A 25,864-nucleotide genomic window follows, 5' to 3' on the forward strand; every position below is an offset into this window, starting at 1 on the left:
GGCCGTGGGGCTAACCCGTGGAGCGGTGGGTCCATGGAGTGGTGGGTCCATGGACCCCGTGGACCAGTGGACCCGTACGCCTGGGGAGACCGGCAATGGAAGGTGGGGCGCTGGCGGGAACGGTGTGGGCGAATGCTGGCGCTGCGCTAAAGGCGTCAGCGACGAAGAGGTGGAGTCTTTTGTGGAGGTTTGGCGGCGGGCTGGCGGGAGGGTGTGCCTCTGCGCGGGCGGGCCGTGTGGTGTCCGGTTTGTCTTGCAGGGCAAGGCTTCTCGTGGTTTCGGGCGGGCAAGCATGAGTGTTTTCCCACCCTAATGGGTGATGACAGAGCGGCTGTGACCTGGGAGAATAGAGGTATAGCACGAACCGGCGGAAACAGCAGGTTCGTACGAGACCTCAAGGACCCAGGGTGGTGTCAGATGGCCAAAGCGAGCATGAAGCCCAGCAGGACCGAGCGGAGCGAGCGCGCCAAGGTCATCCACACTGATCTCGATGAGGCCGCTTCCCTGATCAACTCCGTGCACGCCGGGGTCCTGCGCCGGGTGATCGAGGCGAAGGCATGGAACATCCACCGCGACTGCGACGGCTTCTCCGCCCTCCGGGAGTGGCTGGTCGCCACGTTCGACTTCCACCTCCGCGTCGCCGCCGACCTCGCCGCGATCGCCCGCACTGCAGGGAAGTTCCAGGTGTTGGCCGAGACGGCGACGTCGGCTCGGGCGCGGATCGACCGGGTCGCGGCAGCCGTGCGCCGCCTGGACGCGACCAAGGCCCTGCGGGTGTACGCGCGGACTCCCTACAAGGAGCCGGTGCCTTCCCCGTTCGACGCCGAGACGCTGTGTGCGACCCCTGAGCATTTGATCGCGCAGTACTGCATTCACGCGACGGTGAAGGACGTGCACGCCCAGCTCGACGAACTTCAAGCCGCGCTCGACTCGGGCGAGGAGCTGTTGGACGGGCTGGGGCAGCAGTCGTTGCAGCGCCTGGATTTGGTGGAGACTGAGAACGGCATGTTCGTCCTCTCCGGGCTGCTGTCGGCGGATACCGGGAAGCTGTTCGCGAAGCTGTTGACGACGGCCGTGCCGCCGCCGCGTCAGGATGAGCTCGACGAGGACGGGTGCCTGCCGCCTGCGGCGAACCGGCGGGCCGAGGCGTTCCACCAGGTGCTCGCGGCCCACGGGGCCGACCCGAACGCGGCCAAGCGGCACGGGCACACCGCCATCCTGCACCTGTCGGTCGACATCGAGACCCTGGCCGGGGAAGACACCGGACGAGTGGCCACCTTGGAGGGCGACCCTATCTCCCTGGGGAAGGCCCGCCTGCTCGCCTGCGAAGGCCTGGTCATCCCCAACGTGTTCAACTACCGCACCGGCGAAGCGATCGAACTCGGCCGGGCCCTGCGCCTGCCGAACTCGGCGCTGCGCAGGAAGCTGGAACTCGAGCAGCCCGGCGGGTGCGCCTGGAACGGCTGTCTCGCACCGGTGCAGTGGACCGAAGCCCACCACATCCGCCACTGGGCGAATGGCGGGCCGACAGTGGCGGAGAACCTGATCCTGCTGTGCCGGTTCCACCACGGCCGCATCCACACCCCCGGCTGGACCATTCAGAAGACCGGACCCGGTAAGGCGTTGATCGTGCACCATGAGGGGCACGAGGACACCGACCCCGACCTGAAGTGTGGGTGCTCGGACTGGCGCACCGACACCGACCTGGATCTGGGCTTCGCCGAGGACATCGCGAACGCCTTCCCCACCGGCCTGTACCCCGAAGAATGGTCGGAGACCCTGAAACCCGACCTCGAAGCGGCTGCCGAACAGGCCGAGACCGAGCAGGTCATGGCCGCCGCGAAAGCCGCCCGCGCCAAAGCACGAGCCCGCTTCACTACCCCGACGCCCCAACCCGAGACCGAACCCGAACCGCCTTCAGCACCGACACCCGAACCGGAACCGGAACCGGAACCGGGATACGAGACTTCGACACCACTCCCTGAACCGAGGCGGGCTTGCGACCTCGTCAGCGCCGCACCGGCACCTGACTACGGACCACCGCCGGTCTTAACCCGCCCGCTGCGGGATGTCGTAGCGGGGAAGGCACCTCATAGGTCGCCAGCTCGAAACCGACAACGGCTTCGAGCCCTTCACCATGCCCAGACCCCAAACCGGCACACCAACCACCCGGCTCCCGGCTCCCGGCTCCCGGCTCCCGGCTCCCGGCTCCCGGCTCCCGGCTCCCGGCTCCCGGCTCCCGGCTCCCGGCTCCAAGTCAACGCCAATCCGACCCGACCCGACCCGGCACGGCACGGCACGGCACCACCGGCCACCTCCGCGCCGCCAGACCGCCCCAGCCCAGCCGCCACTTGCTTTTGTCGCTGCCCATAGTGCAGGGCGACCATCACGTCCGCCCGTTCCCGCCAACGCCCCCGCGGCCATTGCCGGACTCAACAGGTCACCCCGCCCGACCACAGCAGCGCCAACTCCAGACACCCGCCCCGGCCACCCCACCACCTCACCATCGCTGCCTCGGTGCAGGGTGGCCATCACGCCCGCCGGTTCCCGCCAGCGCACGGGCGGCCATTGCCGGTCTCCGGACGCGCCGCGCTTGGGCACCTCCAGGCCGGCTCCGGACGCGTACTTCCTTCGTCAGTGCGTGAAGTGCCTGGTGCCGCTGAAGTACATGGTCACACCGGCGCGCTCCGCGGCGGCGATGACCTCATCGTCGCGGACCGATCCGCCCGGCTGGACGACCGCGGTCACTCCGGCTGCGGTGAGGATCTCGAGTCCGTCGGGGAAGGGGAAGAACGCGTCCGAGGCGGCGACGGCGCCCTTGACGCGGTCGCCGGCCCGCTCGACGGCCAGCTTCGCCGAGTCGACGCGGTTGACCTGACCCATGCCGACGCCGATCGAGGCGCCGGAGGCGGCCAGCAGGATCGCGTTCGACTTGACCGACCGCACCGCGCGCCACGCGAACGCCAGGTCGGCGAGGGTCGCCTCGTCGGCGGGTTCGCCGGTGACCAGGCGCCACCGGGCGGCGTCGTCGCCGTCGGCGTCGACGCGGTCGGGCCGCTGGGCGAGCACGCCGCCGGAGATCGGTTTGAGCTCCAGGCCGGTCGGCGTCCACTCGGGGGCGCGCAGCAGACGGATGTTCTTCTTCTTGGTGAGGATCGCGACGGCCTCGTCGGTGAACGATGGGGCGACGACGACTTCGGTGAAGATCTCGGCGATCTGGGCCGCGGCGTCCGCGCCGACCTCGCCGTTCGCGGCAATGACGCCGCCGAACGCGCTGACCGGGTCGCACTCGTGGGCCTTGCGGTGGGCTTCGGCGATCGAGGCACCGACGGCGATGCCGCAGGGGTTGGCGTGCTTGATGATCGCGACGCACGGCTCGGTGAAGTCGTGGGCGGCGCGCCAGGCGGCATCGGCGTCGGTGTAGTTGTTGAACGACATCGCCTTGCCGTGCAGCTGCTCGGACTGGGCGAGGCCGGCAGGAGCGAGCGGGTCGTCGTAGAGCGCCGCGCCCTGGTGCGGGTTCTCGCCGTAGCGCAGGTCGGCGGCCTTGGCCATCGGGATCGCGTAGAAGTCGGGGAGGCCCTCGCCCTCGGTCTGGGCGGCGAGCCAGGTCGCGACCGTGGAGTCGTAGGTCGCCAGGTGCGCGAACGCCTTGGCGGCCAAGCGGAGCCGCTGCTCGGCGGTGGTGCCGCCCTCGCGTGCGGCGGTGCGGACCCATTCGTAGTCGTCGGGGTCGACTACGACGGCGACGTTCGCGTGGTTCTTGGCGGCGCCGCGGACCATCGAGGGCCCGCCGACGTCGATCTTCTCGACGATGTCGTCGAAGCCGGCGCCGGAGGCGACGGTCTGCGCGAACGGGTAGAGGTTGCCGACGAGCAGGTCGAACGCCTCGATGCCGAGCTCGGCGAGCTGCTCGCGGTGCGAGTCCTTGCGGACGTCGGCGAGGAGCCCGGCGTGGACCTTCGGGTGGAGGGTCTTGACGCGGTCGTCGAGGATCTCGGGGAAGCCGGTGAGGTCTTCGACCTTCGTCACCGGGATGCCGGCCTCGGCGATGCGGGCGGCGGTCGAGCCGGTCGAGACGAGCTCGACGCCGGCCTCGGCGAGGTCGCGGGCCAGATCGACGACACCGGTCTTGTCGAAGACCGAGACGAGGGCCCGCCTGATGGATTTGCGTCCGGACACGGATGCGTCACTCACGATTGCACTGCTCCTGATCGTTGAGATGACTGCGGCCCAGGCGTTCGACCGCAGTAACAGGTTCAGCAGTGCCGCTCCCCGGTGGTGCTCCACCTGCGAACGCCTCCAGGGTCCCCCCTCAACAACGAGCTGCCCGGTCCGTGCCACGGGAGACCTCGATAGTCGGCGTCCTCGCCAGTCGCGACAAGCCGAGACTAACACGCCGCGCTCGCCGCTCCGATGACCCTCGAGCCGCGCCTCGGCGGTCTCGAGTTCGGCGCGGAGCCGCTCGACTTCGAGCTCTTTCTCCAAGACGAGCTTGACGCCGGCGAGGTTGAGGCCGGCGTCGAGAAGCTCGCCGATGCGGCGGATCCGCGCCAGATCGTCGTCGGAGTACCGGCGGGTCCCGCCGGAGGTGCGGCTGGGCGCGACGAGGCCGCGGGCCTCGTAGATGCGCAGCTTCTGCGGCGCCATGTCCACCAGGTCGGCTGCCACCGAGATGCTGTACACGGCCTGGTCGGACCGGGGCCGGGCGATGTTCACGAAATCGGACACCACGTTCGCCTCCACGGTTTCGACGTTTCCAGTACTAATTTACCTCCTCACAGTCACTCGACAAAATCTGAAACGCGCGCTATACATTTTGTTACCGAGTCTGTTTCAAGTACTTATCAGGAGGTGACTTCTCGATGCTGATGCGCACTGATCCGTTCCGGGAACTCGACCGCCTGGCCCAGCAGATGCTGGGGCGGACCGACTCCCAGCTCTCGATGCCGATGGACGCATGGAGGGAAGGGCACGACTTCACCATCCAGATCGACCTGCCGGGTGTGAAGGAGGGCGACATCGACCTTGAGGTCGAGCGCAACGTCCTCACCGTGCGGGCGGAGCGTCGCGGCGTCGAAGTGGGCGATCGGGAGATCATCCACGCCGAGCGCCCGAGCGGCTCCTTCGTCCGGCAGTTGTTCCTCAGCGAGGGCCTCGACGCCGACAACGTCCGGGCCTCCTACGACGACGGCGTGCTCACCTTGACCATTCCGATGGCCGAGGAGGCCAAGCCGAAGAAGGTGCTGGTCGGCTCCGGCACCAAGCAGATCGAACAGTGACCGGTGCCGCGTGAGCGGCACACCGAACATCGATGATCGCCGTCCGGCGCGTTCCGCCTTCAGTCGCGCCGGACGGCATGGGACTGCGACCATGAGCAGACACAGTTATTCCTCCATGAACGGCACCACCGAGTACGAACTGCGCTGCGACGGCTGCGGCGAGAACTTCGTATGCGGCGACGACTCCTTCTACTCCTGGCCGGTGCTGTGCGCCGCCGCGGAGGCCGAAGGCTGGAGCCTGCACACCGGCTCCAGCGCGCACCTGTGCTCCGCGTGCATGGGCGGCCGCTCAGACGCCGGGCAGTTCGGCGGCACGCGGGACCTGGTCACGCTGTGACCTGATCCGCCACCAGCGACGGGACGCGAGCGCGGCCAGTACCGCCCCGAGGGTGTTGAGCAGGATGTCGTCGACCGAGGCGACCCTGCCGGTACCGAACAGGTACTGCGCCGCCTCGACGGCCGCGCAGCCGGCCGCCGCGGCGGCGGCGACGGCGCCGAGCCCGATCCGGAAGCGGATCGGAGTGAAGAAGCCGGCGGCGGCGAAGAGCACGAGGTTGCCGACGAGCTGCTCGACGATGACGCGCGGCTCGGCGGAGGCCAGGTCGGCGAGGTCGACCAGCGGCACGAGCTGCACCGCGCCCTCGCCCGCTCGCGGAGTGAGGACGAGCAGCAGCCACGGCAGTGTCCCGGCCACGGCGCCGACTTCGGCCACGGTCTCGCGCCAGGCGTCCCGAGGCGCGCGCCCGGCACGGACGCGGGCCGCGGCGATCGCCCACACCAGGACGGCGACGAGCGGCAGCAGCGCGAAGGAGACGACGACGGTCGCCGATTCGAGGGTGTTGATCGCGAGCGCGGAGGGGGTCATGCCGGTCAGCCGAGGCGGACCCGGCGTCCCTCGACGGTCCACCCGTCGCGGACCATGCGCCCGACCGAGGCGACGAGCTGGGCGCGCTCGGCTTCCTTGATGCGCTCGGTGAGCGTCTCGACGGTGTCGTCGTCTTCGACGGGGACGGCGGTCTGGGCGACGATCGGCCCGGTGTCGACGCCGGAGTCGCAGATGAACAGGGTCGCGCCCGCGAGCTTGACGCCGGCGGCGAGGGCCTCGCCGGGGCCGTTCATGCCGGGGAAGGCCGGCAGCAGCGAATTGTGCGTGTTGATGTAGCGGCCCGGGAAGGTGTCGAGGAACCGCGGGCCGCACAGTTTCAGGAAGCCGGCGGAGACCACCAGGTCCGGTTCGAAGGAGGCGACCGTCTCGGTCAGCGCGGCGTCCCAGGCGTCCCGGTCGGCGTAGTCCTTGACCTTGCGCACGAACGTGGGGATGCCGGCCTCCTCGGCGCGCTTGAGGCCGAGGGCACCGTCGCGGTCGGCGCCGGCGGCGACCACCCGGGCGCCGTATCCGGGGTCGCGGCAGGCGTCGATGAGCGCCTGCAGGTTGGAGCCGGAACCGGAGACGAGCACCACGAGTCTTGAGGTCACGTCAGCACACTAACGCGTCGTCGCGGCACGGCGCGGGCTCGGGGATGACGACCGTGTCTCGACGCACCAGCTCGGACTCGGCGGCACGCCGGTGGACGGCGAACAGGCGCGCGACCAGGGCCGCGCCGACCAGGCCGACGAGGATCTGGAGGCCGCCGAGCGCCGCCACCGACCACGGGTCCGGGCCGATCTCGGCGAGCAGGCCGCGCCCGGCCGCGCCCCTCGAGAACCACGACAGGCCGGCCAGGAGCGCCGCGGCGACTCCGGCGGCGAGGATCGCGGCGGTGGTGACGCGCGGGACGCGCAGGTCCGGGGACCGGTAGGTCAGCAGCACCCCGAATACCGAGGCGAGCATGAGCGGCAGTCCGATGAGGATGGTCGCGGAGGCGGGCAGCGGCTCGACCGGCACGGCGGCGAACAGCGGGAAGGCCGGCAGCGGGTTGAGCTCGACGAGTTCGGCCTGCACGGCGGTGTCGGTTCCGACGGCGAACCCGGGGCCGCAGATGTAGGCGACGGCCCAGACCGCGAGGTTCGGCAGATACAGCAGGCTCAGCAGCGCCACGGCCCAGGCGCCGGGGCCGTAGAGGGCGAAGGTGTCGGCGACGGCCGGGCCGCGCACGGCGAAGGCGACGCCGACGGCGGCGGCGCCGAAGGCGAGGAGCGCGCCGACGACGAGCGAGCCGGTGCGCAGCGCGCGCCGCAGCCACACCGAGGCCCCGTCCCACGGCAGGACGCCGGCCCCGCGGGCGGCACCGAACGCGGTGGCGACGACGGCGAACGGCACCGTGTAGACGAGCGTGCGCGGCACCGAAACCGAGAACGGGCCGGTCGAGACGAGCGCCGCGACCCCGGCCGTGAGCCCTATATAGAAGATGGAGACGGTGCCGGCGGCGGCCCGGACGGCGGCGGCGTCCCTGCCGCCGATCGCCCGCGTGGTCCCGGCGGCGGCTTTGGACAGGCGCCAGGCGAGCACGGCGGTGAGCAGCAGCGGCGTGACCGTCAGGTGCAGCCCCGCGACGTCGACCGCGGCGCCGTGCCCCGCGAGCCAGGCGGCCCCGGCGGCGGCGACCACGGTGGACACGTCCCCTTCGCGGCCGGCGAGCCACCACGCGAGGATGACCAGGACCAGGATCGGGGTGTAGACGACGGTGGCGCACCACAGGGTCGTGGCGATCGCGGAGGCGAACAGGGTGCGCGGCCGTCGCGAGGGGACCGGGCGCTTCGCGGGGTCGACGACCACGGTGTCCCGCTGCCCGGAACCCGCGGGAACGGGTGGCGTGTTCGGTCGCATCTCCACGCCGACCAGTCTGTCATAGGACGTACTCCGCGGAGGGCACCAGCGCTGGTCCGATGTCCGGTCCAAGGCCCCCAAGGCGAATGCGAGGATGGATCGGCACACCGGTCGCGCGGCGCGGCCGGCGAGGACTGGAGGCGAACATGGACGGCCCTGGCGACTTCTTCGCGACGACCGAGGTGTACGACGTGGTGGACGGCGACACCTTCCGCGCCGTCGTCGACGGCCGCAAGACCCGCGTGCGCATCATGGGGATCAACTCCCCCGAGTCGGGCGGGTACCGCGACGAAGAGGACTGGGGCGCCGAGGCGAAGGCCTACGCCGTTCGCAGGCTCGAGGGCCGGACCGTCCACTTGTTCACCGACCCGGGCGATGAGATCTGGGACCAGTACGACCGGCTGCTGGCCCACGTGGTCATGGAGAACGGCATGAACTACGCCGTGCTGGCGGTCGCCGAGGGTATGGCGCACACCTACATCCTGCGCCACCAGGAGCTCGTCATCGGCGACACGCTGCGCAAGGCCGAGCGGCTCGCGAAGGCCGAGAAGCGCGGCATGTGGGCCTCACTGGCACTGGACTAGGCACAGTCAGGCGAGGCCGGACCCACAGGGCCTAGGCGCTTTCGAGGTAGCGCAGGACGGCGGCGACGCGGCGGTCGGTGTGGTCGTCGGGCGGCAGCTCGAGCTTGAAGAAGATGTTGCGGATGTGCTTGTGGACGGCGTTCTCGGTGATGAACAGCCGCTGGGCGATCGCGGCGTTGCCCAGTCCCTCGGCCATGACCGACAGGACCTCCTTCTCGCGGGGCGTGAGCTTCTCCAGCGGGTCGTCGGCGCGGCGCTGCGCGAACAACTGCGCCACGACCTCGGGATCGATCGCGGTCCCGCCGTCGGCGACGCGCCCCAGCGCCTCCACGAACGCGTCGACGCGGCCGACGCGCTCCTTGAGCAGGTAGCCGACGCGTTTGGCGCCGCCGGCGAGCAGGTCGGTGGCGAAACTCTGCTCGACGTAGGCGGACAGGACGAGGACGGCCAGCTCGGGGTGAGCGCGGCGCGCCTCCACGGCGGCCTTGATGCCCTCGTCGGTGTGCGTGGGCGGCATGCGCACGTCGACGACGGCGACATCGGGCCGGTGCTCCTCCACGGCGGCGAGGAAGTCCTCGGGCCCGCCGACGGAGGCGACCACGTCGAAACCCTCGCCCCGCAGGACGAGGTTGAGGCCCTCGCGCAGGAGGGTGTCGTCCTCGGCGATCACGATCCGCATGGCAGCTCCGCTCTGATCTCGGTCGGCCCGCCCGGCGGGCTGGCCACGGTCACGTCGCCGTCGTGGGCCTCGACGCGGCGGCCGATCCCGGCGAGGCCGGAGCCGCCGGCGGGATCGGCGCCGCCGCGGCCGTCGTCGGTGACGGTCACGACCAGCCGGCCGCCTTCGAGCCGCACGTCGACTTCGGCGCGTTTCGCCTCGCTGTGCTTGGCGACGTTCGTCAACGACTCTGCCACAACGAAGTAGGCGGTCGCCTCCACACTGACCGGGCAGCGCACCGGCACGGCGACGGTGACGTTGCAGGGGACGGCGCAGTCCGAGGCCAGCGCGCTCAGCGCGCCTTCGAGCCCGCGATGCTCCAGGACCGGCGGGAGGATCGACCGGACGACGGCGCGCAGTTCGGCGAGCGCCTGCTCGACGGAGTCCTGGGCGCGAGCGAGGATCGCGTCGGCCTGCGCGGGGTCGCGGTGCACCTCGCGGCGGGCGGCGCCGACGAGCACCGCGACGCCGACCATGCGGTTCTGGGAGCCGTCGTGGAGCGCCCGCTCGATGCGGCGCAGCTCGACGGCGTGGGCGTCGAGCGCGGCGGCGCGCGTGGCGGTGAGCTGGGCGACGCGCTGGGACAGGTCGGCGTCAGGGTCGGGCCCGAGGAGGTTGACGCCGGGCCGGCTCTGGAGTTCGAGGAGCTTCGGGGCGAACAGCACCCACAGCGCGGCCATGGCGAAACCGGTGGCGATGCCGAACGGCGCCAGGTTCCAGTTGTCGGCCGCGGCGAGGCCGTTGAGGAGGGTCTGGTCCGCCTCGGGCACCAGGGTCCACCACAGCGGGTAGGTGAAGTCGCGGACGGCGTTGACCGGCAGCTGCAGGACGAAGCCGCCGAGGATCAGGCCCCAGGTGCCGTGCAGGAACAGCCAGCCGAGGTCCCGGCGGACGTGGGGGGTCGTGAGCAGGGCCCGCAGCGAACGGTCCGGATCCTCGTCGTCGCGGGGGTAGGGCGAATCGACCCGGTGGCCGAAGCGGCGCAGGCGCCGGCGCTCCAACTCGGCCAGGACCCGAATCCAGCGCGTCGCCGGCCTGGCCAGGGGCCGGCCGACGGTGACGAGGCACAGCACGCCGATGAGCAGCAGGAAGGGGATCGTGTAGAGCGCGAGGACGCCGATGCCCGCGCCCGCGGCGGCATAGCCGGTCGCGCGCAGCGACTCGCGGAACATCTTCCGCTCCTCGTCGTCCAGCGCTTGTCTCCTGCTCACGGCACCCCCTCCGGCTCGTCCGAAACGCTACCCCGATCGCGGCCTCGCGCCAGTACAGCTGGCTGCACCACGGCCGCTACCTCTGGCCCCACCGCGATTCGGGGGCTTGCTGCATTGGGGGACAACGGCAATCGCCATAGCGTCGAGGCATAGCGAAACGACCTCTCGAAAGGTGCCGACCCATGACCGACAAGTACCGCATCACCGACGCGCGGCCCCCCGAGGCCGAGGAGCGGCCGAATTCCAGCGGGACCGACATGCTGCTGTGGATCGTCCTCGTCGCCGCGCTCGCCGGGAACGGCATCCTCTCGGTCATCGGGCTCGACCTGCTGGCGATCCCGCTGGGGGCGGTCGTCGTCCTCACCGGCATCACACTCGCCGTCCGCTTCTTCCAGCGGAGGGCGTGACGATGCGGACGCTGCGGAAATCCCGGACCGAGCTGAGCGAGGACCCGAACAGGCCCAACGCCCTGCTCATGCGGGAGGTCACCAAGACCTACGACGGCACCGTGACCGCGCTCGACCGCGTCTCGCTCCAGGTGCCTCGCGGTTCGTTCCTGGCGGTGATGGGCCCCTCGGGGTCCGGCAAGTCGACGCTGCTGCACTGCGCCGCCGGGCTGGACTCGCCCACCTCCGGCGAGGTCTACATCGGCGGCACCGAGATCTCGCGGCTGAGCGAGACGAAGCGGACGATGCTGCGACGCGGCCGCATCGGCTTCGTCTTCCAGGCGTACAACCTGCTGCCGTCGCTGACGGTCGAGGAGAACATCACGCTGCCGCTGCGACTGTCGGGCGCGGCGGCCGACCGGAAGTGGCTCTCGGCCCTGGTCGACCGCGTCGGGCTGGGCGCTCTGCTGCACCGCAGGCCCGGCGAGCTGTCCGGCGGCCAGCAGCAGCGCGCGGCGATCGCGCGCTCGCTCGCGGCCCGGCCCGAGGTGGTCTTCGCCGACGAGCCGACCGGCGCGCTCGACCTCGACACCGCGGCGGAGGTCCTCGACCTCCTGCGAGACCTGGTCGACGAGTTCGGCCAGACCGTCGTCATGGTCACGCACGATCCGAACGCCGCCGCGCGGGCGCACGCGACCGCGGTCGTGGCGGACGGCAGGATCGACCAGTACTTCTCGCGGCCGAGCGCCGACGAGCTCGCGCGGCGCCTGACGCACTTGAGGAAGCAGTAGCCGTGGGCTCCATGCTGGGACCGTCGATCGCGATGGCGCGCCGTCAGCTCGGCGGCCTCGTCGCGGTGGCGTGTGCGGTGCTGGGCGGGGCGGCGATGGTGACCGCGAGCGCGGTGCTCGGCGAGACCGGCCTCGCCTCGCACCTGCCGCCGGAGCGGCTCGCCGACGCCGACGTCCTGGTCTCGGCGAAGCAGTCCTATCCGGTGGTCGAGGACCTCGACCTGCCGTTGCGCGAACGCGTGACGATCCCGGCGAGCCTGGTCGAGGACGTCCGGGGCGTCGACGGCGTGGAGTCGGCGGCGGCCGACCTGACGTTCCCGGTCTCGATCCCGGCACTCGGCGCTCCGGCCGAGGGGCACAGCTGGGCGACCGCGGCGCTGTCCGATCCCGCGCTGGAGGGCGCACCGCCGAACGGCGCCGACCAGACGGTCCTCGACCGTGCGATCGCCGACGCCGCGGGCCTGACCGCGGGTGACAGGGTCGAGATCGCCCATGCCGGCGGGAGGGACGAATATGTCGTCGCGGGGGTCGTGGACGCCCCGGGCACGGGGGCGTACTTCGAGGCGTCGGCCGCGGCGGCCTTGGCGGCCCACCCGGAGGCCGAAGTGGACCTCATCGCGGTGACGATCGAGCCGGGCGCCTCGGTCGAGTCCGTCGCCGCCGGCATCGGCCGGGAACTGGCGTCCGAGGACCTGCTCGTGACGACCGGCGAGGCCAGGGGCGACGTCGAGTCGCTCGAAGGCGGGGCGGCGCGCGGCGAGCTGATCGCGATGGTCGGCTCCCTGTCGGGGACGCTGCTGATCCTGGTCGGCTTCATCGTCGCGGGCGCGCTGTCGGTCGCGGTCGCGAGCCAGCGCCGCGATCTGGCGCTCCTGCGCGCGGTCGGGGCGACGCCGCGGCAGGTGCGGCGGCTCATCGCCGCGCAGGCGAGCGTCGCCGCGGTCGTCGGGATCGTCCCGGGCGTCGCGCTCGGCTACGCGCTCGCGGGCGGCTTCGCCGAGGCGCTCACCGGCGCCGGGATGCTGCCCGAGGCGCTGCCGCTCGCGCGCGGCCCCGTCGCCGGGATCATCGCGGTCGTGCTGCTGCTGGTGACGGTGCAGCTGGCGGCGCGCGGCGCGGCCATGCGCGCCTCGCGGATGAGCGCGACCGAGGCCGTCGCCGAATCGAGGGTGGAGCCGAAGGAGCCCTCGCGGGTGCGGACCGTCATCGGCCTGGTGCTGCTGGTGCTGGCGTTGACGCAGTCGGCGCTGCCGCTGTTCGTCAGGAGCGAGGCGGCGTTCATCTCTTCGAGCACCGGCACGCTCGTGGCCGTCATAGGTCTGGCGATGGCCGGACCGGCGCTGGTCAGGGCGATCACGGGCCGGGCGGCGCGGCGGCTGAACGACCGGACGAGCGCGCCGGCGTGGCTGGCGGTCAACAACAGCCGGGCCTACGCCCTGCGCATGGCCGGCTCGGTGACGGTGCTGGCGCTCGCGATCGGGCTGACGGTGACGCAGGTGTTCACGCAGACGACCCTGGAGCGCACGTCGCTCGATCAGTTGGAGGAGGGCACTGCGGCGGACGCGGTAGTGACCGGTGAGAGCGGGGTCTCCCCGGCCGACGCGAGCGAGCTGGCCACTGCCGAGGGGATCGACGCGGTGGTGCCGCTGGCGCCGACCTCGGTGATCCGTGCCAACGAGGTCGTCGACGGGAGCACCGAGGTGGCGTCGTACCCGGCGCTGGCGGTGGGCGAGGGCGCCGGTCGCGTGCTCGATCTCGGCGTCGAGTCCGGCGACCTGGCCGATTTGGAGGGCGAGACGGTGGCGATCAGCGCTTCGACGGCGTGGATGTGGCGCCTCGACGTCGGCGACCGGATCGACCTGGTGCTGGACAACGGCGCCGCGGTATCGCCGACCGTAGTGGCGACGTACGAGCGGGGCTTCGGTTTCGGGGACGTCGTGCTCGCGGCCGATCTGCTCGCGGCCCACCACGCGCCCCGCTTCTTCGACGCCGCGCTGGTCGACGGCGACGCGGCGGCGGTGGCCGCCTGGACCGGGGACCACCCGGGGCTTGCGGCATTGGACCCCTCGTCGGTGTTCGCGCCGCAGGAGGGCGTCTCGCCGGACCGGTGGATCGGTCTGATGGTGACCTTGGCGCTGATGGGCTACGTGCTGCTCGGCGTGGCCAACAGCCTGGTGGCCTCGACGGCGCGGCGGCGCGGCGAGTTCGCGGCGCTGCGGATGGTCGGGGCGACGCCGCGCCAGATCAAGGCGATGGTGCGCCGGGAGGCGCTGGTCATGTCCGCGCTGGCGATCGGCGCGGGGGCGGTGGTGTCGGTGCTGCCGATGTCGCTGCTCGGCCTCGGCTTCACGGGCGTGCCGTGGCCGCAGGGGCCGCTGTGGGTGATCCCGGCGATCGCGGCGGTGACCGCGGCGATCGCCTATGCGGCGACGATGGCGCCGACGAGGAGGGCCTTGGCCGAGTCGCCGACGGCGGTGCTGGCGACGGCCGGCTGAGCACGACGGGAGGGGCCGCCGCACGGCGGCCCCTCCTCGGGTGTTCGGTTGCTTGCGCTGTCAGGCGACCTCGGGGATCGCCTGGCGGCGGACCAGCAGCGCGCTGGCGGAGGCCACGAGGCCGACCGCCGCGACCGCGATGACGAAGTACAGGCCGGGCCGGTACTCGGCGAGGCCGGTGGCGACCGGGCCGCTGATGAGGCCGGTGACGACGGCGAGGACGACCGCCCCGCCGATCTGGCCGGAGGTCTGGACCAGGCCGGACGCCAGGCCCTGCTCGTCGTCGTGGATGCCCTCGGTGGCCTGGACCATGACCGAGGAGAAGCCGAGCGCGAATCCGAGGCCGAGCAGCAGGAAGCTGGGCAGGAAGTCGAGGAAGTAGGCCGGTTCGGGGTCGCCGCCGCGGACGATGAACCACGAGTAGCCGAGGACGAACGCGCCCATCGAGGCGATGATCATCGGCGTGGTGCCGAAGCGGTCGATGAACCTGCCGGCGAACGGCGACAGGAAGGCCACGATGATGCCGGCCGGGGCGAGCGCGAGCGCCATCTGCAGCGGTCCCCACTGGAGGGTGTTCTGCAGGTAGAGCGACACGATCGTCTGGAAGCTGATGTAGGAGCCGAAGATGGCCAGCGCGGCGAGGTTGGCCCGCACGATCGAGGAGACCTTGAAGATGCTCAGGCGGACCAGCGGGTGGCGGATCTTGTTCTCGGCGATGAAGAAGGCGGTGAGCAGGACGACGGCGGCGGCGGTCGTGCCGATGACCAGCGGCGTGAAGCCGGTCTCGGGTGCGGTGACGATCGTGTAGACGGCGGCGAGCATGCCGCCGGTCAGGGTCACGGCGCCGGTGAAGTCGATGGTCCCGCGCTCGCGTTCGGCGTTGCGGGGCACCACGAAGAAGGCGGCGATGATGACGGCCGCGACGACCACGACGGGGGCGAAGAAGGTCAGCCGCCAGTCGATGCCGGTGAGCAGGCCCGAGACGATCAGGCCGGAGGCGTAGCCGGTGGCGCCGAAGACCGTGAAGATCGACAGGGCCTTGTTGCGGTCGTGGCCTTCCTTGAAGGTGGTGGTGATGATCGACAGCGCCGCCGGGGCGGTGAACGCGGCCGCGACGCCCTTGACGATGCGGGAGGCGATGAGCAGGGCCTCGTTGTCGACCAGGCCGCCGACGAGGGAGGCGACGCCGAAGACGACCAGGGCGGTCAGGAAGACCTGGCGCCGGCCGAGGAGGTCGGCCATGCGGCCTCCCAGGAGCAGCAGGCCGCCATAGCCGAGGATGTAGCCGTTGACGATCCATTGGAGGCTCGAGGTCTCGAGGCCGAGTTCGGCGCCGATGGAGGGCAGTGCCACGCCGACCATGGAGACGTCGAGGGCGTCGAGGAACATCGCCAGTCCGGCGACGAACAGGACCGCCCAAAGCTTTGGGCCCCAGCGGCTCGGGGCGTGTGCGGGTGATGCGGTGCGCTGCGGGGTGTCGGGTTGGGTTTCCGTGAGTGTCACGCGGAAGAAGTTACATGACCATGCATTGAATGTCAACGCATATAATGAGTGGACATAAAATGTCTTGACATGGTAATCTGCTGGTCATGGAGCCTGAGGCGGAGCAAACCGTATGCCACAAGTGGTCTGAGACCATGCGTGTGTACCACGACACATCGTGTGAACTCGAGAACGAGCTGCAGTCGCGACACGAGTTGGGGCTCAGCGAGTTCGAGGTGCTCCAGGTCCTCAGCGGGCACTGCCGCGAGTGCGGCGACAAGGTCAAGATGAAGGACCTCGAGGCCGAGATGCACCTCAGCCAGAGCGCCCTCTCGCGCACCGTCACGCGCCTGGAACGGGCCGGGCTCGTGACGCGCGCCGCCTGCGACTTCGACCGCCGCGCCAACTTCCTCATGCTCACGCCCGCCGGACGCGACCGCTGGGAGACCGCCCGGCCGACCCATTACGCGGTCCTCGTCAAGCATCTGGCCTGAGCGCAGGTCACCTCGGATCTTGCAGAGGTCGGTAAGGTGAGTCCCAGAGAAGTCACGACCGGATCCGGCATGGAGAGTAGACCTCATGGCTCACCCTGAGAACCAACAGCCAGACGACGACGACGGCGGCACCTTCAAACTCAAACCGAGCTCGCAGCCGGGGTCCGAGAACGAGCAGCCCGAAGGCGTCGACTCGACGATGAAGCTGCGCAAAGGCGGGGGAAGCCACTCGGCGCCCCCGCCCCCGCCGCCCTCGCCCCTCGGCAACCCGACCGGGCCGGCCAACCCGCCCTCGCCGTTCAACGAGACCTCCGTGATGCCGCAGTCCGGTGGCTCGCAGACCGGTTTCCAGCCCTCGACACCGACCCCCGGCCAGCAGCCTCCGCTCGGCGGCGCCCCGCCCACACCGCCTCCCGGCCAGCCCTACGGCCAGCAGCCCTATGGCCAGCAGCCGCCCGGCGGGCAGTACCCGCCCCAGCAGCTCGGGCAGCAGTACGGCCGGCCCGGCCCGACGCCGGGCCAGGTCCCGGAGGGCGTCAAGCGCATCGGCCTGGTGGCGATGATCGGCGCCGGCATCGGCCTCGTGGGCAGCATCGCCTCCCTCGCGATCATCGGCGGGCTCGCGGTGTTCTCCGCGTCCGTGAGCATTCTGCTCTCCCTCGCGTTCGGCTGGTACGGCTTCTCCCTGCCGCGCGGGCAGATCCATTCCAGCGGCCTGCGCATGACCGGCATCATCCTCATGATGATCGGCGCCGGGCTCTCCCTGCTCGGGGTCCTCGGCGGACTCGGCTCGATGGCGATCATCGGCGGCGCCGCCGTCCTCCCGCTCCTGCTCAACCTCATCGGCGCCGGCATCTACGGCTACGCCTCCTTCATCTACATCAAGGACGAGCAGGTGAAGGCGTACATCAAGGGCACGCCGGCCCAGGCCGGGCCGCAGCAGCCGGGCTACCCGCCGCAGCAGGGCCAGCCCGGCGGCTACCCGCCGCCGCCCCCCGGATACCAGCAGGGGCAGCAGCCCCAGCAGCCGCCGTACGGCCGCTAGACCTACACACTCCGGCCGGTCGCGACTAAGCTCACTCGTATGAATGGCCGCGGCACCCACGGGCGATCCTCGTGGAGCCATACATTGGCACTGCTGCCGCGGCCGCACACGAGGAGGTCTGTATGTCTGCATCGCGCGCATCCAACGGTGATGTGCCCGTCCGGGTGGTCGTGGCGAAGGTCGGGCTCGACGGCCACGACCGCGGCGCGAAGGTGGTCGCGCGAGCCTTGCGCGACGCCGGCATGGAAGTGATCTACACCGGCCTGCACAATTCGCCGGAGCAGGTCGTGGCGACGGCGTTGGCAGAGGACGCCGACGCCATCGGATTGAGCATTCTCTCGGGCGCGCATATGACGCTCTTCCCTCGAGTGCTGCGACTACTCGACGAGGCCGATGCGCGCGACATCGTCGTATTCGGCGGCGGCATCATTCCCGAGGAGGACGCGGCGGCGCTGCGCGAAGCGGGAGTGGCCGCGACTTTCGGTCCCGGCGCCTCGACACAGACGATCGCCCAATGGGTCGCCGAGAACGTCGGCCGCGAGAAGGCCGGCGGTACCGCCGAAGCGAGCACAGCCTCTACCAGCTGATACGCCGCCGACAAAAATTTCTTTGGCATAGCCGTAACTGCCCGCGATCGGCCTCGTTCTTATTAGTGTCGGACGCAGTGAAAACCGCGCGAGACGCATCGGGAAGCGAGGCGAGAGCCATCGCCAATCGGTATCGCATCGCTCATTGAGCTATGCCACATACTGCCGATGCCCTGTCGATTGAGGGGTGGCGATAGGGCATCGTGCCTAAAGGGGATCAAGCCTTTGAGGGGTGGGCTTGATTCCCGACTAAAAGGGGACCGGACGCCTGAGGGGTGCGTCCGGTCCCCGCTTATGTTCGCTGCGCTCACCGCTCCCCGTCCAGTAATCCCCAGGGGCACTCGGCCCCCGCTCATATCCGCTCCGCTCACCGGACACCGTCCAGTAATCCCCAGGGCCGCCCGGCCCCGCTCACATCCGCTCCGCCGGTCCCCGCACATGTGCGCTCCGCTCACGGCTGCCGACGCCGCTTGCGCCCAGTGCCACCGGCTCACGGACCCGTCCGAACGCCGTGAGACCTTCGATCTCGTCACACCGATGCACGGCCAGGCTGCCGCCGGGCCGCCTCGCGCGTTACGCTGCGCTAACGGGCACCTGACCAGTTTTCCGGCCCGCGGGCCCAGGCCCGCCGGCCCAGGCCAGGCGACCCGGTCAAAGAAGACTAGCTAGTGGAGCGGACTCTACAGTGGATCTGTACGAATACCAGGGCCGCGCACTGTTCGCCCGGCACAGTGTGCCGGTACTGGACGGCGGCGTCGCCACCACCCCGCATGAGGCAGTGGAGCTCGCTGAGCGCCTCGGCGAGCGGGTGGTCGTCAAAGCGCAAGTAAAGGTCGGCGGCCGCGGCAAGGCCGGGGGCGTCAAGCTCGCCGACAACGTCGACGAGGCCCGGACCCACGCCACGAACATCCTCGGCATGGACATCAAGGGCCACACGGTCGAGAAGGTCATGCTGACCGTCACCGCCGACATCGACGAGGAGTACTACTTCTCCTACCTCCTCGACCGGGCGAACCGCACCTTCCTGTGCATCGCCTCCACCGCGGGCGGCATCGAGATCGAAGAGGTCGCCAAGACGGACCCCGAGAAGGTCGTCCGGTACCCCATTGACGCCGGCGTCGGCGTCACCGCCGACATCGCCGGCGAGATCGCCGACCAGGCCGGCTTCCCGGTCGACCTGCGTGACCAGCTCGTCGACGTCTTCGTCAAGCTGTGGGACGCCTTCGTCGCCGAAGACGCCACCCTCGTCGAGGTCAACCCGCTGGTCCGCACCCCCGAAGGCAAGGTCCTCGCGCTCGACGCGAAGGTCACCCTCGACGAGAACGCGGACTTCCGCCACCCCGAGAACGCCGAGTTCGAGGACAAGTCCGCCGTCGACCCGCTCGAGCAGCGCGCGAAAGAGGCCGGACTCAACTACGTCAAGCTCGACGGCGCGGTCGGCATCATCGGCAACGGCGCGGGCCTGGTCATGTCGACCCTCGACGTCGTCGCCTACGCCGGCGAGAAGCACGGCGGCGTCAAGCCCGCCAACTTCCTCGACATCGGCGGCGGCGCCTCCGCCGCCGTCATGGCCAACGGCCTCGAGGTCGTCCTGTCCGACCCGCAGGTCAAGAGCGTCTTCGTGAACGTCTTCGGCGGCATCACCGCCTGCGACGAGGTCGCCAACGGCATCATCGGGGCCCTCCAGATGCTCCACGAGCGCGGCGAGGACGTCGACAAGCCGCTCGTGGTCCGCCTCGACGGCAACAACGCCGAGGTCGGCCGCAAGATCCTCGCCGACGCGAACCACCCGCTCGTGACCGAGGTCGACACCATGGACGCCGCAGCCGACAAGGCCGCCGAGCTCGCGAACAAGGAGGCCTGAGGCAATGGCTATCTTCCTCAACGAGAACAGCAAGGTCATCGTCCAGGGCATGACCGGCTCCGAGGGCATGAAGCACACCCGCCGCATGCTCAAGGCCGGCACCGACGTCGTCGGCGGCGTCAACCCTCGCAAGGCCGGGCAGAAGGTCGACTTCGACGGGCAGAGCCTGCCGGTGTTCGCCTCCGTGCAGGAGGCGATGGCCGAGACCGGCGCCGACACCTCCGTCGTGTTCGTGCCCCCGGCGTTCTGCAAGTCCGCCGTCATCGAGGCCGTCGACGCCGCCATCGGCCTGGTCGTGGTCATCACCGAGGGCATCCCGGTGCACGACTCCGTGTCCTTCTGGAACTACGCCGAGTCCAAGGGCGGCAAGACCCGCATCGTGGGCCCGAACTGCCCCGGCATCGCCAGCCCCGACAAGTCGAACGCGGGCATCACCCCCGCCGACATCACCGGGTCCGGCCCCATCGGCCTCGTCTCCAAGTCCGGGACCCTGACCTACCAGCTCATGTACGAGCTGCGCGACATCGGCTTCTCGACCTCCGTCGGCATCGGCGGCGACCCGGTCATCGGGACGACCCACATCGACTGCCTCAAGGCGTTCGAGGCCGACCCCGAGACCAAGGCGATCGTCATGATCGGCGAGATCGGCGGCGACGCCGAAGAGCGCGCGGCCGAGTTCATCAAGACCGACGTGACCAAGCCGGTCGTCGCCTACATCGCCGGCTTCACCGCGCCCGTCGGCAAGACGATGGGCCACGCCGGCGCCATCATCTCCGGCTCCGCCGGCACCGCCGACGCCAAGAAGCAGGCCCTCGAGGCCGCTGGGGTCAAGGTCGGCAAGACCCCGAGCGAGACCGCGAACCTCATGCGCGAGATCGTCCAGGGCCTCTAAGGCACCCTGAACGCCTCCAAGGCCGGGCGGCCCTCGACGCAGCTTGCGAACCGTGCATCCGCACCGAGGGCCGCCCGGCCTTCGCCGTGCCCGGGCAACCCCGCCGCCCGCGCGGGCGTATCCCTCTGCATGAAGCACACGATTATGCGATCGGCGGCCCTCGGGATCGCCGGGGCCGTGCTCGCGAGCGGCTGCGCCGACGGTGACGGAGGCGCTGCGCGCGAGGCCGAGTTCGGCCCCGAGGAAGCCGCGGTCGAGGCCGACCGGCTCTACCAGATCGTCAACGAGAGCATGCAGATCGAATCCCAACTCCAGGCGCTGGAGCAGCGGGTCGCCCGCAAGTGCATGGAGGACCAGGGCTTCGTGGTGCACGCACCGGTACTCGAGCAGGAGCCGTTCCAGCCGAGGCCTTACACCGACTACATGGTCTACGGACCCGACTTCGCCGTGCCGGCCGTCGAGGACGCCGAGCGGTGGGGCTTCGGCCAGTGGATCCCATCGGTCTGGGCCACCGGGGACGAGGACCTCATCGCGGAGCTCATCACCCCCGACGTCGAGTCGCGCTTCGACGTCAGCGCCGAACCGTCCGGCCAAGCCGAATACGAGTGGGACACCCAGGACCAGGCGTACCAGGCCGAGTGGGTCGAGGCCTACACCGGTTCCCCGGCGTTCGTGAGCGACGTCAAGGGCGTCGAGATCGACGGCTCCGCCGAACTCGGCGGCTGCCGGCTCGAAATGATCGAGACGATGTACGGCGAACCGGTCAAGCACCAGTCCGGCGGGGACGGCGAAGCGGAGTCCTGGGCGTCCCACCCGGCGAGCCCGGCGCTCGGCCTCGAACTCGACCCCGGCGGCGAGGCGGCCGGCTGGAGGGACGTCCTCGACGGCGAGGACACGGCCTTCCTCGACTGCATCGCCGGACGCGGCTACGAAGCATGGGACTTCACCGACGCGGCGCTCAACATGCCGCTGTGGGAGTACTTCGGCAGGATGTACGAGCCCGACAGCCCGAACTGGACCGGAGAAGGCGACGGCACCGCGGCCCCCGAGGCGCCCGAGGACGCGCCGAGCGAGTTCGGGGGCATCATGGCGCTCGAGATCGCGATGGCGACCGACTTCGCCGAATGCGGCCAGGAGAGCGGACTGCGCGCCGCCATCGAATACGGCTGGGCACTCGAGCTGATCGACGCCTACCGGCCCATCGAGACCGAGATGGCGGGCTGGCAAAGCGACATGCACGGCCACCTCGACAACGCCCAGGACTACCTCGGCGGTTAAGGCGTTCGGCGGCGGTCCGGGGGCGAGCCCCGGACCGCCGCCTCGATCACAGATCGAAGTGGCACGCGACCCGGTGGCCGTCGCCCACCTCGCGCCACACCGGCACCTCCTCGGCGCAGATCTCCTGCGCCCACGGGCACCGGGTGCGGAAGCGGCAGCCCGACGGCGGGTCCGCCGGAGACGGCAGGTCGCCCTTGAGGATGATCCGCTCCCGGTCGGCCTCGATCTCCGGGTTCGGCTGCGGCACCGCCGAGAGCAGCGCCTTCGTGTACGGGTGGCGCGGGTTCTCGTAGATCGCCTCGGAATCGGCCTCCTCGACGATCTTCCCCAGATACATCACGCCGACCCGGTCGGACAGGTGCCGGACGACCGCCAAGTCGTGCGCGATCACCAGGTACGTCAGCCCGAACTCGCCCTGGAGCTCGTCGAGCAGGTTCATCACCTGGGCCTGAATCGACACGTCCAGGGCGCTCACCGGCTCGTCGCACACGATGAGGTCCGGGCGCAGCATGAGCGCGCGGGCGATCCCGAGCCGCTGGCGCTGGCCTCCGGAGAACTCGTGCGGATAGCGCTCCAGCACCGACGACGGCAGGCCCACGGCGTCGAGGGTCTCGACGGCGAGCTTGCGCTGCTCGTCGCGGCTCCCGACCCCGTGGACCTTGAGCGGTTCGGCCAGGAGCATCTCGACGTTGTGCCTCGGGTTGAGCGAGCCGAGCGGGTCCTGGAACACCATCTGCATCTTCGAGCGGAACTTCCGCAGCCGCTCCGAACGCAGCTGCGTCACCTCGGTGCCGCCGAGGAAGACCTTGCCGGCGGTCGGCTCCTCGATGCGCAGGACCGCCCGCCCGAGCGTGGTCTTGCCGCACCCGGACTCCCCCACCAAGCCGTAGGTCTGGCCGGCGTCGATGCTCAGGCTCACTCCGTCGACCGCCCTGACATGGCCGACGGTGCGCTCGACGACGACGCCCCTGCGGATCGGGAAGTGGACCTCGAGGTCCTCAATCGACAACAAACTCATCAGTGTTCACTCCGGTTCGGGCGGTGGTGGGAGGCGGGTGGCCTCATGCGATCTCCTCGGCCCTGACGCAGCGGTGAGCGTGGGCGTCACCGTACAGCGGCGGCTCGCCCTCGACGCACTTCTCGGCGACGTGATCGCACCGTGGCGCGAATGCGCAGCCGTCCTTCCAGCGGATCACGTCCGCGATCGAGCCGCGGATCGGCTTGAGCGGCTCGTGGATCGGCAGATCCAGCCGCGGGATCGAATTGAGCAGGCCGACCGTGTACGGGTGCGTCGGCTTCGCGAACAGCTCCCGGGCCTGCGCCGACTCGACCACGCGCCCGGAGTACAGGACGTTGACCTCGTTGCACAGCCCCGCCACGACACCGAGGTCGTGGGTGATCATGAGCAGCGCCGTGCCCTCGGTGTCGACGAGGTCCTTGAGCAGCTCCAGGATCTGGGCCTGGATCGTCACGTCCAGGGCCGTGGTCGGCTCGTCGGCGATGAGGAGCCTCGGCGCGCACGCGACCGCGATCGCGATGAGGACCCGCTGGCGCATGCCGCCGGAGAGCTGGTGCGGGTACTCCCCCAGCCTGCGCCTCGGGTCGGGGATGCCGACCCGGTCGAGCAGGTGCTCGGCCTCCTTCCTGGCGCCCTCCCCGCGCAGGCCGCGGTGGCGTTCGAGCACCTCGGTGATCTGCCGTCCGATCTGGACGACCGGGTTGAGGCTGGAGAGCGGGTCCTGGAAGACCATCGCCAGGTCCGGGCCGCGGCGCTTGCGCATCTCCGGGCGCGGCAGGGACAGCAGGTCGACGCCGTCGAACCGGGCCTCGCCCGAGACGCTCACGCCTCTCGGCGGGAGCAGGCCCATGACCGCCAGGCTCGTCACCGACTTGCCGCAGCCGGACTCGCCGACCAGGCCGACGACCTCGCCCTCGTCGACGTGGAAGTCGACGCCGTCGACGGCGGTGGAGCCGCCGAATGCCACCCGAAGGTGCTCCACTTCAAGCAGTGCCACTACTGCTGCCTCCTCAGCCTCGGGTCGAGCGATTCGCGCATGGCCTCGCCCAGCAGGGTGAAGCCGAGCGCGGTGACGATGATGCCCACGGCGGGGTAGATCGCCAGTTGCGGGGCGCCCGAGAGGAAGCGCTGCGCGTCGGCGAGCATCGTCCCCCACTCGGGGGTGCCCGGGTCGGGGTTCCCCAGGCCCAGGTACGACAGCGCCGCCGCTTCGATGATCGCCGTGGCCAGCACGAGCGTGGCCTGGACGATCACCGGCCCCAGCGAGTTCGGGAAGATGTGCGAGATGACGATGCGGCGCTTCGGGACGCCCAGTGAGACCGCCGCCAGGACGTAGTCCGAGTGCGCCTGTGCGAGCATCGAGCCGCGCAGCAGCCGCGCGAAGATGGGGATCTGCGCGACGCCGACGGCGATCATGACCGTCGTCAGGCTCGGCCCCAGGAGCGCGGCGACGCTCAGGGCCAGCAGCAGCATCGGGATGGACAGGGCGATGTCGACCGCGCGCATGATGACCGCCTCGATCCGCTCGCCCCACCGGCCGCCGAAGGTGCCCGCGGCGGCGGCCACGCCGCCGACCAGGGCCCCGGCGGCGAAGCCGATGAGCGTGGCGACGACGCCGACGAGCATGGTCTGGCGCGCCCCGACGATCATGCGCGAGAACATGTCGCGGCCCAGGTGGTCGAGCCCGAACCAGTTCTCGGCTCGCGGGCCCGGGAAGATGTTCCGGTTGAGGAACACCTCGTCGCCCCAGGTCTGCGCCGTCGGGCTGTAGGGGGCGATGAAGGGCCCGAGGATGGCCACGAGCAGGAACAGCGCGACGATGACGGCGCCGCTGATGGCCATCGGCGAGCGCTTCATGCGCCGCAGCGACTGGCGCCACAGCGAGCCCGACTCGGCCTGCCTCGCTTGGACGCCGGCCTCGATGAGCCGGTCGAGCTTCTCGATCTTGGCGAGCGTCACGATCGCACCCTCACTCTCGGGTCGAGGAGGCCGTAGGACAGGTCCACGATCAGGTTCAGCGCCACATAGGACACGGCGATGACGAGGATGAAGCCCATCAGCGCCGGGTAGTCCCGCTCGGTCGTCGCCTGGTAGACGAACGAGCCGACCCCGCCGAAGGAGAAGACGCTCTCGGTGAGCACCGCGCCGGCGAACAGGCTGCCGAGCAGCAGGCCGATCACGGTGACGACCGGGAGCATCGCGTTCTTCATGACGTGGCGGCCGCGGATGGTCTGCGGCTTGAGGCCCTTGGCGTCGGCGGTGCGCACGTAGTCCTCGCCGACCACTTCGAGCACGCTGGCTCTGGTGATGCGGACGATGACGGCCAGCGGGATCGACGAGAGCGCGAGCGCGGGCAGCACGAGGTGCTGCGCCGCGTCGAGCGCGACGTCGAACTCGCCGGTGACGAGGCCGTCGAGCACGCGCAGGCCGGTGATCTCGGTGTAGTCCATGCCGGAGGAGAGTCGGAAGGTGGTCGGCAGCCAGCCCAGGTTCTGGGCGAAGACGACCTTGAGCATCGCCGCCAGGAAGAACACGGGCGTGCAGATCCCGATGAGCGAGCCGGAGACGGCGGCGAAGTCGATCCACGAGCCGCGCTTGCGCGCGGCCAGGTAGCCGAGCGGGATGCCGACGCCGACGGCGATGGCGATGGCCCACAGGGACAGTTCGATGGTGGCGGGCAGGCGGTCGGCGAGTTCGGTCGAGATGGGCCGCCCGCTCGACAGGGACGAGCCGAAGTCGAGGCGGACGGCCCTCTGCAGGAATTCGCCGTACTGGATCCAGATCGGTTCGTCCAGGCCCAGTGCCTGCCGCAGCGCCTCCCGCTGCTGAGCGGTGGCGTTCTCGGGAAGGAGCTGGTTCTCGGGTCCGCCCGGGAGGGCCTTGAACCACGCGAACAGCAGCAATGTCAGTCCCAACAACGCCACCACCAGCTGCAGGAGGCGTTTGACGGTGTAGCGCAGCATATTCTGC

Annotated in this window: 24 protein-coding genes, 1 pseudogene and 1 riboswitch; of the genes and pseudogenes, 13 read left to right on the forward strand and 12 right to left on the reverse strand. The window is 70.5% G+C overall.

Annotated features, from left to right (window positions below):
• Positions 1–417: 417 nt before the first annotated feature.
• On the forward strand, positions 418–2,373 hold the full coding sequence (locus ACYVK3_RS03440) for an HNH endonuclease signature motif containing protein (RefSeq protein WP_460495853.1): 1,956 nt from the start codon (positions 418–420) through the stop codon (positions 2,371–2,373).
• A gap of 261 nt (positions 2,374–2,634) precedes the next feature.
• Here the strand turns inward: ACYVK3_RS03440 and purH are convergent, their stop codons facing one another.
• Both purH and ACYVK3_RS03450 read right to left on the reverse strand, forming a co-directional pair.
• Positions 2,635–4,182 (reverse strand): bifunctional phosphoribosylaminoimidazolecarboxamide formyltransferase/IMP cyclohydrolase, encoded by a 1,548-nt coding sequence (gene purH / locus ACYVK3_RS03445; RefSeq protein WP_460495929.1) that lies wholly within the window; start codon positions 4,180–4,182, stop codon positions 2,635–2,637.
• Positions 4,183–4,224: 42 nt separating this feature from the next.
• A riboswitch (ZMP/ZTP riboswitch) is annotated at positions 4,225–4,389 on the reverse strand.
• Between the two features lie 102 nt (positions 4,390–4,491).
• Positions 4,492–4,746, reverse strand: a pseudogene (locus ACYVK3_RS03450) (MerR family transcriptional regulator); the annotation flags it as partial.
• A gap of 119 nt (positions 4,747–4,865) precedes the next feature.
• Here ACYVK3_RS03450 and ACYVK3_RS03455 point away from each other — a divergent pair.
• Both ACYVK3_RS03455 and ACYVK3_RS03460 read left to right on the forward strand, forming a co-directional pair.
• On the forward strand, positions 4,866–5,282 hold the full coding sequence (locus tag ACYVK3_RS03455) for an Hsp20/alpha crystallin family protein (RefSeq protein WP_460495854.1): 417 nt from the start codon (positions 4,866–4,868) through the stop codon (positions 5,280–5,282).
• 91 nt (positions 5,283–5,373) lie between these two features.
• A complete protein-coding gene (locus ACYVK3_RS03460; RefSeq protein ID WP_460495855.1) occupies positions 5,374–5,619 on the forward strand; it encodes a hypothetical protein in 246 nt (81 codons plus the stop codon).
• Here the strand turns inward: ACYVK3_RS03460 and ACYVK3_RS03465 are convergent.
• The 3 genes from ACYVK3_RS03465 to ACYVK3_RS03475 are packed head-to-tail and all read right to left on the reverse strand — an operon-like array spanning position 5,572 to position 8,049.
• A complete protein-coding gene (locus ACYVK3_RS03465; RefSeq protein ID WP_460495856.1) occupies positions 5,572–6,147 on the reverse strand; it encodes a VanZ family protein in 576 nt (191 codons plus the stop codon). The two genes, ACYVK3_RS03460 and ACYVK3_RS03465, sit on opposite strands and share 48 nt — an antisense overlap.
• Before the next feature lie 5 nt (positions 6,148–6,152).
• Positions 6,153–6,758 (reverse strand): phosphoribosylglycinamide formyltransferase, encoded by a 606-nt coding sequence (gene purN / locus ACYVK3_RS03470; protein ID WP_460495857.1) that lies wholly within the window; start codon positions 6,756–6,758, stop codon positions 6,153–6,155.
• Position 6,759: 1 nt separating this feature from the next.
• The gene (locus ACYVK3_RS03475; RefSeq protein ID WP_460495930.1) at positions 6,760–8,049 is read right to left on the reverse strand and encodes a cell division protein PerM; all 1,290 of its coding nucleotides are present in this window, start codon (positions 8,047–8,049) and stop codon (positions 6,760–6,762) included.
• Between the two features lie 146 nt (positions 8,050–8,195).
• On the opposite strand from ACYVK3_RS03475, the gene ACYVK3_RS03480 reads away from it, so the two are divergent.
• Entirely contained in the window at positions 8,196–8,633 is a 438-nt protein-coding gene (locus ACYVK3_RS03480) for a thermonuclease family protein (RefSeq protein ID WP_460495858.1), read from the forward strand.
• Between the two features lie 31 nt (positions 8,634–8,664).
• Here ACYVK3_RS03480 and ACYVK3_RS03485 read toward each other — a convergent pair whose 3' ends face one another.
• Together ACYVK3_RS03485 and ACYVK3_RS03490 are read right to left on the reverse strand one after the other, a co-directional pair.
• Complete coding sequence (locus ACYVK3_RS03485; RefSeq protein ID WP_460495859.1) at positions 8,665–9,312, reverse strand: response regulator; 648 nt, start codon at positions 9,310–9,312, stop codon at positions 8,665–8,667.
• The gene (locus ACYVK3_RS03490; RefSeq protein ID WP_460495860.1) at positions 9,300–10,562 is read right to left on the reverse strand and encodes a sensor histidine kinase; all 1,263 of its coding nucleotides are present in this window, start codon (positions 10,560–10,562) and stop codon (positions 9,300–9,302) included. The genes ACYVK3_RS03485 and ACYVK3_RS03490 overlap by 13 nt, the downstream gene beginning before the upstream one ends.
• A 182-nt stretch (positions 10,563–10,744) precedes the next feature.
• Between ACYVK3_RS03490 and ACYVK3_RS03495 the strand changes: the two genes are divergently transcribed.
• From ACYVK3_RS03495 to ACYVK3_RS03505, 3 genes are all read left to right on the forward strand, one after another.
• On the forward strand, positions 10,745–10,969 hold the full coding sequence (locus tag ACYVK3_RS03495) for a hypothetical protein (RefSeq protein WP_460495861.1): 225 nt from the start codon (positions 10,745–10,747) through the stop codon (positions 10,967–10,969).
• A gap of 68 nt (positions 10,970–11,037) precedes the next feature.
• Positions 11,038–11,739: an ABC transporter ATP-binding protein gene (locus tag ACYVK3_RS03500; protein WP_460495931.1), complete on the forward strand. Its 702-nt coding sequence runs from the start codon at positions 11,038–11,040 to the stop codon at positions 11,737–11,739.
• An 11-nt stretch (positions 11,740–11,750) separates the two neighbouring features.
• Positions 11,751–14,234 carry an ABC transporter permease gene (locus ACYVK3_RS03505; protein ID WP_460495932.1) on the forward strand — a complete coding sequence of 828 codons (2,484 nt, stop codon included), beginning with the start codon at positions 11,751–11,753 and terminating at the stop codon, positions 14,232–14,234.
• 60 nt (positions 14,235–14,294) lie between these two features.
• On the opposite strand, the gene ACYVK3_RS03510 is transcribed toward ACYVK3_RS03505, so the two are convergent.
• Positions 14,295–15,737, reverse strand: coding sequence for an MFS transporter (locus ACYVK3_RS03510; RefSeq protein ID WP_460495862.1), 1,443 nt, complete (start codon positions 15,735–15,737; stop codon positions 14,295–14,297).
• A gap of 134 nt (positions 15,738–15,871) precedes the next feature.
• Here ACYVK3_RS03510 and ACYVK3_RS03515 point away from each other — a divergent pair, with 134 nt between their 5' ends.
• The 6 genes from ACYVK3_RS03515 (at position 15,872) to ACYVK3_RS03540 (ending at position 21,876) form a co-directional block, all read left to right on the forward strand.
• On the forward strand, positions 15,872–16,210 hold the full coding sequence (locus tag ACYVK3_RS03515; protein ID WP_460495863.1) for a MarR family winged helix-turn-helix transcriptional regulator: 339 nt from the start codon (positions 15,872–15,874) through the stop codon (positions 16,208–16,210).
• Between the two features lie 85 nt (positions 16,211–16,295).
• Positions 16,296–17,255, forward strand: coding sequence for a hypothetical protein (locus ACYVK3_RS03520; RefSeq protein ID WP_460495864.1), 960 nt, complete (start codon positions 16,296–16,298; stop codon positions 17,253–17,255).
• Positions 17,256–17,377: 122 nt separating this feature from the next.
• Positions 17,378–17,842, forward strand: a complete 465-nt coding sequence (locus tag ACYVK3_RS03525; protein WP_460495865.1) for a cobalamin B12-binding domain-containing protein — start codon at positions 17,378–17,380, stop codon at positions 17,840–17,842.
• 685 nt (positions 17,843–18,527) lie between these two features.
• Positions 18,528–19,706, forward strand: a complete 1,179-nt coding sequence (gene sucC / locus ACYVK3_RS03530) for a succinate--CoA ligase subunit beta (RefSeq protein WP_460495866.1) — start codon at positions 18,528–18,530, stop codon at positions 19,704–19,706.
• Positions 19,707–19,710: 4 nt separating this feature from the next.
• Positions 19,711–20,598, forward strand: a complete 888-nt coding sequence (gene sucD, locus ACYVK3_RS03535) for a succinate--CoA ligase subunit alpha (RefSeq protein ID WP_460495867.1) — start codon at positions 19,711–19,713, stop codon at positions 20,596–20,598.
• A gap of 129 nt (positions 20,599–20,727) precedes the next feature.
• Positions 20,728–21,876 carry a hypothetical protein gene (locus ACYVK3_RS03540; protein ID WP_460495868.1) on the forward strand — a complete coding sequence of 383 codons (1,149 nt, stop codon included), beginning with the start codon at positions 20,728–20,730 and terminating at the stop codon, positions 21,874–21,876.
• Between the two features lie 46 nt (positions 21,877–21,922).
• Here ACYVK3_RS03540 and ACYVK3_RS03545 read toward each other — a convergent pair whose 3' ends face one another.
• The 4 genes from ACYVK3_RS03545 to ACYVK3_RS03560 are packed head-to-tail and all read right to left on the reverse strand — an operon-like array spanning position 21,923 to position 25,857.
• Entirely contained in the window at positions 21,923–22,894 is a 972-nt protein-coding gene (locus ACYVK3_RS03545) for an ABC transporter ATP-binding protein (RefSeq protein WP_460495869.1), read from the reverse strand.
• A gap of 43 nt (positions 22,895–22,937) precedes the next feature.
• On the reverse strand, positions 22,938–23,891 hold the full coding sequence (locus ACYVK3_RS03550; protein WP_460495870.1) for an ABC transporter ATP-binding protein: 954 nt from the start codon (positions 23,889–23,891) through the stop codon (positions 22,938–22,940).
• Entirely contained in the window at positions 23,891–24,856 is a 966-nt protein-coding gene (locus ACYVK3_RS03555) for an ABC transporter permease (protein WP_460495933.1), read from the reverse strand. Before ACYVK3_RS03555 ends, ACYVK3_RS03550 begins: the two co-directional genes overlap by 1 nt.
• On the reverse strand, positions 24,850–25,857 hold the full coding sequence (locus ACYVK3_RS03560; protein WP_460495871.1) for an ABC transporter permease: 1,008 nt from the start codon (positions 25,855–25,857) through the stop codon (positions 24,850–24,852). Before ACYVK3_RS03560 ends, ACYVK3_RS03555 begins: the two co-directional genes overlap by 7 nt.
• Positions 25,858–25,864: the final 7 nt, after the last annotated feature.

The organism is Glycomyces tarimensis, assembly GCF_054776215.1.

Bases quoted from the DNA above. Each gene is read 5' to 3' on its own strand.
- ACYVK3_RS03440 (WP_460495853.1), top strand. From the start codon at position 418: ATGGCCAAAGCGAGCATGAAGCCCAGCAGGACCGAGCGGAGCGAGCGC.
- ACYVK3_RS03455 (WP_460495854.1), top strand. From the start codon at position 4,866: ATGCTGATGCGCACTGATCCGTTCCGGGAACTCGACCGCCTGGCCCAG.
- ACYVK3_RS03460 (WP_460495855.1), top strand. From the start codon at position 5,374: ATGAGCAGACACAGTTATTCCTCCATGAACGGCACCACCGAGTACGAA.
- ACYVK3_RS03465 (WP_460495856.1), bottom strand. From the start codon at position 6,147: ATGACCCCCTCCGCGCTCGCGATCAACACCCTCGAATCGGCGACCGTC.
- ACYVK3_RS03475 (WP_460495930.1), bottom strand. From the start codon at position 8,049: ATGCGACCGAACACGCCACCCGTTCCCGCGGGTTCCGGGCAGCGGGAC.
- ACYVK3_RS03480 (WP_460495858.1), top strand. From the start codon at position 8,196: ATGGACGGCCCTGGCGACTTCTTCGCGACGACCGAGGTGTACGACGTG.
- ACYVK3_RS03485 (WP_460495859.1), bottom strand. From the start codon at position 9,312: ATGCGGATCGTGATCGCCGAGGACGACACCCTCCTGCGCGAGGGCCTC.
- ACYVK3_RS03495 (WP_460495861.1), top strand. From the start codon at position 10,745: ATGACCGACAAGTACCGCATCACCGACGCGCGGCCCCCCGAGGCCGAG.
- ACYVK3_RS03500 (WP_460495931.1), top strand. From the start codon at position 11,038: ATGCGGGAGGTCACCAAGACCTACGACGGCACCGTGACCGCGCTCGAC.
- ACYVK3_RS03505 (WP_460495932.1), top strand. From the start codon at position 11,751: ATGCTGGGACCGTCGATCGCGATGGCGCGCCGTCAGCTCGGCGGCCTC.
- ACYVK3_RS03515 (WP_460495863.1), top strand. From the start codon at position 15,872: ATGCGTGTGTACCACGACACATCGTGTGAACTCGAGAACGAGCTGCAG.
- ACYVK3_RS03520 (WP_460495864.1), top strand. From the start codon at position 16,296: ATGGCTCACCCTGAGAACCAACAGCCAGACGACGACGACGGCGGCACC.
- ACYVK3_RS03525 (WP_460495865.1), top strand. From the start codon at position 17,378: ATGTCTGCATCGCGCGCATCCAACGGTGATGTGCCCGTCCGGGTGGTC.
- sucD (WP_460495867.1), top strand. From the start codon at position 19,711: ATGGCTATCTTCCTCAACGAGAACAGCAAGGTCATCGTCCAGGGCATG.
- ACYVK3_RS03540 (WP_460495868.1), top strand. From the start codon at position 20,728: ATGAAGCACACGATTATGCGATCGGCGGCCCTCGGGATCGCCGGGGCC.
- ACYVK3_RS03545 (WP_460495869.1), bottom strand. From the start codon at position 22,894: ATGAGTTTGTTGTCGATTGAGGACCTCGAGGTCCACTTCCCGATCCGC.
- ACYVK3_RS03560 (WP_460495871.1), bottom strand. From the start codon at position 25,857: ATGCTGCGCTACACCGTCAAACGCCTCCTGCAGCTGGTGGTGGCGTTG.